Annotated in this window: 7 protein-coding genes; 4 read left to right on the top strand and 3 right to left on the bottom strand. The window is 64.2% G+C overall.

The genetic code is table 11. The features are described 5' to 3' along the window. Positions 1–222 precede the first annotated feature (222 nt). The 3 genes from L0B83_RS19450 to L0B83_RS19440 are packed head-to-tail and all read right to left on the bottom strand — an operon-like array spanning position 223 to position 2839. A complete protein-coding gene (locus L0B83_RS19450) occupies positions 223–1056 on the bottom strand; it encodes an alpha/beta fold hydrolase (RefSeq protein ID WP_234760221.1) in 834 nt (277 codons plus the stop codon). 31 nt (positions 1057–1087) lie between these two features. Continuing rightward, on the bottom strand, positions 1088–1942 hold the full coding sequence (locus L0B83_RS19445) for an alpha/beta fold hydrolase (protein WP_234760220.1): 855 nt from the start codon (positions 1940–1942) through the stop codon (positions 1088–1090). 9 nt (positions 1943–1951) lie between these two features. Beyond that, the gene (locus L0B83_RS19440; protein WP_234760219.1) at positions 1952–2839 is read right to left on the bottom strand and encodes an alpha/beta fold hydrolase; all 888 of its coding nucleotides are present in this window, start codon (positions 2837–2839) and stop codon (positions 1952–1954) included. A 77-nt stretch (positions 2840–2916) separates the two neighbouring features. Between L0B83_RS19440 and lysS the strand changes: the two genes are divergently transcribed. The 4 genes from lysS to L0B83_RS19420 all read left to right on the top strand — a co-directional run. Further along, positions 2917–4443: a lysine--tRNA ligase gene (lysS, locus tag L0B83_RS19435; RefSeq protein ID WP_234760218.1), complete on the top strand. Its 1527-nt coding sequence runs from the start codon at positions 2917–2919 to the stop codon at positions 4441–4443. A gap of 2 nt (positions 4444–4445) precedes the next feature. Further along, positions 4446–4622, top strand: a complete 177-nt coding sequence (locus L0B83_RS19430) for a hypothetical protein (protein WP_234753903.1) — start codon at positions 4446–4448, stop codon at positions 4620–4622. A 150-nt stretch (positions 4623–4772) separates the two neighbouring features. Continuing rightward, positions 4773–5099 (top strand): histone-like nucleoid-structuring protein Lsr2, encoded by a 327-nt coding sequence (locus tag L0B83_RS19425; protein ID WP_234760217.1) that lies wholly within the window; start codon positions 4773–4775, stop codon positions 5097–5099. 408 nt (positions 5100–5507) lie between these two features. Next, positions 5508–6715, top strand: a 1208-nt coding sequence (locus tag L0B83_RS19420) for a Clp protease N-terminal domain-containing protein (protein ID WP_234760216.1), incomplete at its 3' end; no start/stop codon positions are given.

The raw sequence follows: 6715 nt of genomic DNA, 5'->3' as shown, positions 1-6715 counted from the left end.
CGCCCAGGACCCGCCACACGTGACCGGGCGTCCGCCCAGGACGCGCCGCAGTGACCGGGCGTTGGGTTGGGACCGGCCGGATGTGACCAGGCGACCGCCCAGAACCCGCCATACGTGACCGGGCGTCCGCCAAAAACCCGCCATACGTGACCGGGCGTCGCCCAAAAACCCGCCATAGGTGACCGGGCGTCCGCCAAAAGGCCGCTAAACCTGAGTCCGCGCCTACCCGGAGAAGAAGTCGGAGAGCTCGGCGATGAGCTTGTCCGGTGCGCGGATCACGCCGTCGTGGCCGTGGCCAGGCAGGATGGTGTAGCTCGATCCGGACAGCACGTCGTGGATCTGGCCGCACGCTACGCCGAAGTAGGCGGGACTCTTTTCGCCGACCACAATGAGTGTCTCCAGCGGGAGTTCAAGGAAGGGCTCTGCGGGCATGTCCGCGGCGATGACTGCTTTGATCTCACGCACGCCGGCCCGCATGAGTTCACGCATTTGCTTGCCCATGGGGGTGCCCGAGGTCAGCTTGGTGACGAGTGTGAGCATCGATAATGGCATCCGCGCGAACGCGCCCTCTGTTTCGACACCCTTCACCAGCACAGCGAGCCCGCGGTCGAAGTCTCCAGCCGCCGTCGCGCGTTCGTATTCGCTGGTCCATTCGGCCTTCACGCTGTGGTTCACGGAGACGGCGGGGTCGTAGACCGCCAGGCGTTCCACCGGCAGCGTGCGCGCCGCGTGGAGGGCCACTGCGCCTCCGAAGCTGTGGCCGAAGACGTCGGTGCTGGCCGTGTGCCTCATGACTTCGGACAGATCCCGGATGTCGACGTCGAGAGTGTAGTCCTCGGGCTGTGGCGACGATTTCCCCCGGCCGCGGCGGTTGAAGGTGTGGACCGGTCGGCCCAGGGCGGCGCTGAGCTTCTGGGCGAACTTGGAGTAGTCTGCGGCGGTCACCATGGAGGCGGGCACGACGACGACGCCCGAGCCGCCGTTGGCACGCTCAGCGCCAGTCGTGAATAGCTCGAGGGTTCCGCCGTCGGCCGTTGTGATGTTCTCGCGCGTCATGCTTCGAGCCTAACGGAGCCGCGGGGTTCCGTCAGTCCTTGAAATAGCCGGAAATGTCCGTCACGAGTTCCTTGACCGCGGCGGGAATGGATCCGTGGAAGCCTTTTGGTGAGACCACCAGGCTGCTGCCGGGAACGGCTGCGTACAGCCGCTCTGCGGTGACCTTGTAGTATTCCGGGCTTTTGCTGCCGACGATGAATCGCGTGCTTCGGGGGAGCACGGAGAAGTCCCGGGGACGCGCGGCTTCGTCGTATGCGGCCTTGAGTTCGGCGACGGCCGTCGGCAGAAGTCCCCGGAGGGCCTTGTTGACCTTGGTGCGGGAGACGAGGGCCATGAGTCCTGCCAGGACGGGCTCCGGGATTCGCGCCAAAGCGCTGCGGGGCTGCAAGCCCTTCTTCATCTTGGCCATCGCACGCGCCAGGTTTCCGCTGTCAACGGATTGGGCAAAGCCGTCCAACCAGCCCATATCCACACTCCCGTCGATGTTCACGGCGGCGTCGTAGACAGCAAGTTTGGCCGGCTCGTAGCTTGTTCCGGCAAATTCCTGGACGGCATTCAATGCTACGGATCCGCCAAGACTGTGGCCCAGGATGTTCCTGGCGCCGGTGGCGTCCATGACGCTGCGGACGTCGGCAATTTCCGTGGCCATGGAGTAGTCCGCGGGTAGTTCCGTCGAATTGCCGCGGCCCCTGCGATCGTAGACGTCGACTGCCCAGTCCTCGCCGAGTCCCTTCGACAGCGCCATGGAAAACGGCCGGTAGATGAGGGCGGTCAGGAATGCGCCGCCAATGAGCACCACTCGGCGTTCTCCGGGCGCGTCCACCGTGCCGTAGCTATACAAGGCGAGTTTGCCGCCGTCGGGCGTCGGGACCTCACGTTCTTTCACCGATTCATCCTAGGGGGCCGGCGCCTTTGCCGTTCCTTGTTCCAGGTAGCGGGCAATTCTCACCGCGAGTTGCTTGCCGGGCCGCAGTGGGCCTTCGTGGAACTGCAGCGGGACCACCGCGAAGTCCACCGGCGGGATGGCAGCCGCTAGCTGCCGGCCGGTTGCGGCAAAGTAGGCCGGGCTCCACCCGCCGCTCAGCATCAGGGTCGGGGTCTTCAATGCCGCGTAGTCTTCGATGCGGGAGTCGGCGTCAAGGATCGCCCGCATCTCCAACACCGCCGTAGGCAACAAGTCCCTCATCTCGGCTCCCAACCTCGTCTTGGCGGAGAGGATGCTGAGCACGCGCAGTGCCCCGAGCGGCAAATAGGAGATCGGCCCGGCCGTGCCCAGCCCCTGGACCAAATGCGCCCACGCATTGTCGAGCTGTCCGGCAGTGACGGCCTCTTCCAATTGCGGCCGCCAACGTCCGGTCAGGTTGCCGGAGAGGGAAACCGCGGCGTCGTAGGTGACGAGGCGGGAAATGGGTGCCTGCAGCGCCGCCTGCAGCGCGACGAATCCGCCATAGCTGTGCCCGACCACCTCGGTTGATCCACTCGCCTCCATCACGGAAAGCAGATCGCTGGTCTCCGTTGCGGCGGAGTAGCCGGGCGGCTGCGGTGCCGAACGGCCGCGGCCGCGCCTGTTGTAGGAGTGGACCGGCCGGCCGAGCAGGACGCTCAGGTTCCGGGCAAATGGCCAGTAGAGGGAATCGGTCACCAAGGTGCCGTGAACAAGCACGACGCCGGGCCCCTCCCCGGGGCTCGACGCGCCAGGAATGGACGCCTCCGCCGCGGGCCGGAAGGAGTGCACCTCGAGGTGGCCGCCGTCGTCATCCGTTTCAACTGTCCATGTCTCCACAGCCCGAGTCTATGTTGCCGCGGGGGCGGGAGGGGAAGATAGGGAACTCTAAGGAATCCCCGGTAAACTTGTGGATTGTGACTTCCGCAAACACCCCATCCCCGCACAACGCCGAGCCTGCCGACGCCAGCGAGCAGATGCGCATCCGCATGGAGAAGCGCAGCAAACTGATTGAGCGCGGCACCGAGGCCTACCCGGTGGGTGTTGAGCGGACGCATTCCCTTGCCGAGATCCGCGAGAAATACGGCCATCTCCAGGCTGACGAAACCACCGGCGACGTCGTGGGCATCACCGGCCGCGTGGTGTTCGTGCGCAACACCGGCAAGCTCTGCTTTGCCACCCTCCAGGAGGGTGGCGTGGACGGGAAGGGCGTGCGCCTGCAGGCTATGCTCAGCCTGGCCGGCGTCGGCGAGGAAGCCCTCGCGGACTGGAAGGCGCTGGTGGACCTGGGAGACCACGTTTTCATCAAGGGCGAAGTCATTTCCTCCAGGCGCGGCGAGCTTTCCGTCATGGCCGATTCCTGGACCATGGCCTCCAAGGCCTTGCGCCCGTTGCCGGTGCTGCACGCCGAGCTGAATGAGGAAACCCGCGTCAGGCAGCGCTATGTGGACCTGATGGTGCGCGACGAAGCCCGGGAAATGGTCTACACCCGCGCGGCGATTACCCGCTCGATTCGCGACACGTTGGACCGCCGCGGCTATGTGGAGGTGGAGACCCCCATCCTGCAGCTCGTCCACGGTGGTGCCACGGCCCGCCCGTTCGAGACGCACATGAACGCCTTCGACCAGAAGATGACGCTGCGCATTGCCACGGAGCTGTTCCTCAAGCGTGCCGTGGTTGGCGGAATCGACCGCGTTTACGACATGGGCCGCGTGTTCCGCAACGAAGGCGTCGACTCCACGCACAGTCCCGAATTCACCACCCTGGAATGCTACGAGGCGTGGGCGGACCAGTTCGTCATGGCCGAACGCATGAAGGAAATCATCCTGAACGTCGCCGACGTCGTCGGCACCCGCACCATCCAGACTGACGCCGGCGAGATAGACCTCGACGGCGAATGGGCTTGGGTTGCGGTATACCCGGGGCTCTCCGAGGCGATCGGGGAAGAGATCACTCCGGACACCACGGTGGCGGAACTGCAGGCGATTGCCGCCAAGCACGAGGTCAAGGTGGATCCCAAGTGGGACGCCGAAAAGCTCGTGGTCGAACTGTTCGGCGAGATCGTGGAGCCCACGCTCCTCAACCCGACCTTTGTCTACAACTACCCGCCGTCGGCGCAGCCCCTGGCCCGTCCGCACCGCGAGGACGGCCGCCTGATCGAGGCCTGGGACCTCATCATTGGCGGCATGGAACGCGGAACGGCCTTCTCGGAGCTGATCGACCCCGTGATCCAGCGCGAACGCCTCACGGAGCAGTCGCGTCGTTCCGCTGCCGGCGATGTCGAGGCGATGCAGTTGGATGAAGACTTCCTCCGCGCCCTCGAGTACGGGGCTCCGCCCATGGGCGGCATCGGCCTGGGCATCGACCGCTTGGTCATGCTGTTCACCGGGGCCGGCATCCGCGAAACCATTCTGTTCCCCCTCCTCAAGCCCGAAGGTCACTGACCATGGAATACATTGCCGTTCTTGCACCATCCGTCGTCGTCGGACTTCTCTTTTGGTTTGCGATGAAGGCTATCTTCAACGCGGACAAATCGGAGCGCCAAGCGGAAGCCCGCGCCCAGGAAGAAGCCGGATTCGGAATTGCCAAGCCCACAGGCGACGGCTCGACCCCTGCCAAATAGCGCTTTCTCCGGCCTGCGCCGAAGTTTTAATAGCGTCTTTGAAGATGCCTTTGACTGAGCCTTTGACTAGGTGCCATGGGCTGGACGATAATCTTTAATTAGTAGTCTAGCTATTCGGCATATCCGTCCCCTCCAAAAGAGAGTCTTTTCATGGCACAGAAAGTCAAAATTATCCTCGTTGACGACCTGGATGAGGGCTCTGCGGACGAAACTGTCCGCTTTGGCCTTGATGGAGTCAGTTACGAAATGGACCTGTCCAGCGCCAACGCCGCGAAGCTGCGGGACGCTCTTGGGCCGTTTGTAGCCAAGGCACGCAAGACGTCGGCCGGTCGTGCAACTCGCAGTCGCGTTGCCGCCGGTAGAAATCAAGACTCGGCACAGATCCGTCAATGGGCGCGCGAGAACGGTTATACCGTAAACAGCCGGGGCCGCATTCAGGCCGAAATTCAGGAAGCTTACCAGAAGGCCAATTCCTGATACCCAAGTATCAATACCCCGGCCCTAGGGCCGGGGTATTGTCATTTAACCGCCGGGACCGGTCTGGAAAGCGGTGTTGTGCACCACTATTCACGGGAAGCCTTGGAACTGGCCGGAGTTAATCGGATGGCGTATTCGGCAGTCGGTCCGCCAACTTCGCGGAGAAGAACGACGGCGTCCGGCCGGCTCCCGGAGGGGTGCCGGCGGGAAGCGCCGCCTGGTGGTGGAGGCCTCCGATTTGGCCTCCGCAACGGTCGCTGCGCTCGAGAGGGGTTCGCGAGGGGGTCGCTCGTGGCCGGAGTGAACTTATTCCCGGGGGCGGCCCGGTTTCCCCTGTGGCGAACACGCCACAAAATTCCAGCGTTGCCACGTAGCATCAAAGTACGTCGTAGCTAGGAGTGTGGCGAAATGTTTGAGAGATTTACGGACCGTGCCCGTCGCGTTGTTGTGCTTGCCCAGGAAGAGGCACGCATGCTCAACCACAACTACATCGGTACCGAGCACATCCTCTTGGGACTGATCCACGAGGGTGAGGGCGTTGCCGCCAAGGCGCTGGAGTCCCTGAGCATTTCGCTCGATGGCGTCCGCGAACAGGTGCAGGAGATCATCGGCCAGGGCCAGCAAGCCCCGTCCGGCCACATCCCCTTCACCCCGCGCGCCAAGAAGGTGCTTGAGCTCTCGCTCCGGGAAGCCCTCCAGCTTGGCCACAACTACATCGGCACGGAGCACATCCTGCTCGGCCTCATCCGCGAGGGTGAAGGCGTTGCCGCCCAGGTCCTGGTCAAGCTCGGCGCCGACCTCAACCGCGTACGCCAGCAGGTCATCCAGCTGCTTTCCGGCTACCAGGGCAAAGAAACCGCGGGTGCCGGCTCAGGCCCCGGCCAGCAGGAAGGCACCCCCGCCGGTTCGGTGGTGCTGGACCAGTTCGGCCGCAACCTGACCCAGGCGGCGCGGGAAAACAAGCTTGATCCCGTGATCGGACGCGAGCTGGAGATGGAACGCGTCATGCAGGTCCTCTCCCGCCGCACCAAGAACAACCCCGTGCTGATCGGCGAGCCCGGCGTCGGCAAGACGGCCGTCGTCGAAGGCCTCGCCCAGGCGATTGTCCGTGGAGACGTGCCGGAGACCATCAGGGACAAGCAGCTCTACACGCTTGACCTCGGTTCGCTCGTCGCGGGTTCCCGTTACCGTGGTGACTTCGAAGAGCGACTGAAGAAGGTCCTGAAGGAAATCCGGACCCGCGGGGACATTATCCTCTTCATCGACGAAATCCACACGCTCGTGGGTGCCGGCGCCGCTGAAGGCGCCATCGACGCCGCGTCCATCCTCAAGCCGATGCTGGCCCGTGGTGAACTCCAGACCATCGGGGCCACCACCTTGGATGAGTACCGCAAGCACATTGAGAAGGATGCCGCGCTTGAGCGCCGTTTCCAGCCGATCCAGGTCAAGGAGCCTTCCGTTGCGCATGCGATCGAAATCCTCAAGGGCCTGCGTGACCGTTACGAGGCGCACCACCGGGTGACCATCACCGACGGTGCCCTCGCCTCTGCCGCAACGCTGGCCGAACGGTACATCTCGGACCGGTTCCTGCCGGACAAGGCGATCGACCTGATCGA

The sequence above is a fragment of the Arthrobacter alkaliphilus genome, from assembly GCF_021483235.1.
In the GTDB taxonomy this organism is placed as follows: Bacteria; Actinomycetota; Actinomycetes; order Actinomycetales; family Micrococcaceae; genus Arthrobacter; species Arthrobacter alkaliphilus.
Note: the sequence above shows the minus strand (reverse complement) of the source record. Positions and strands in the feature narration are given on the sequence as shown.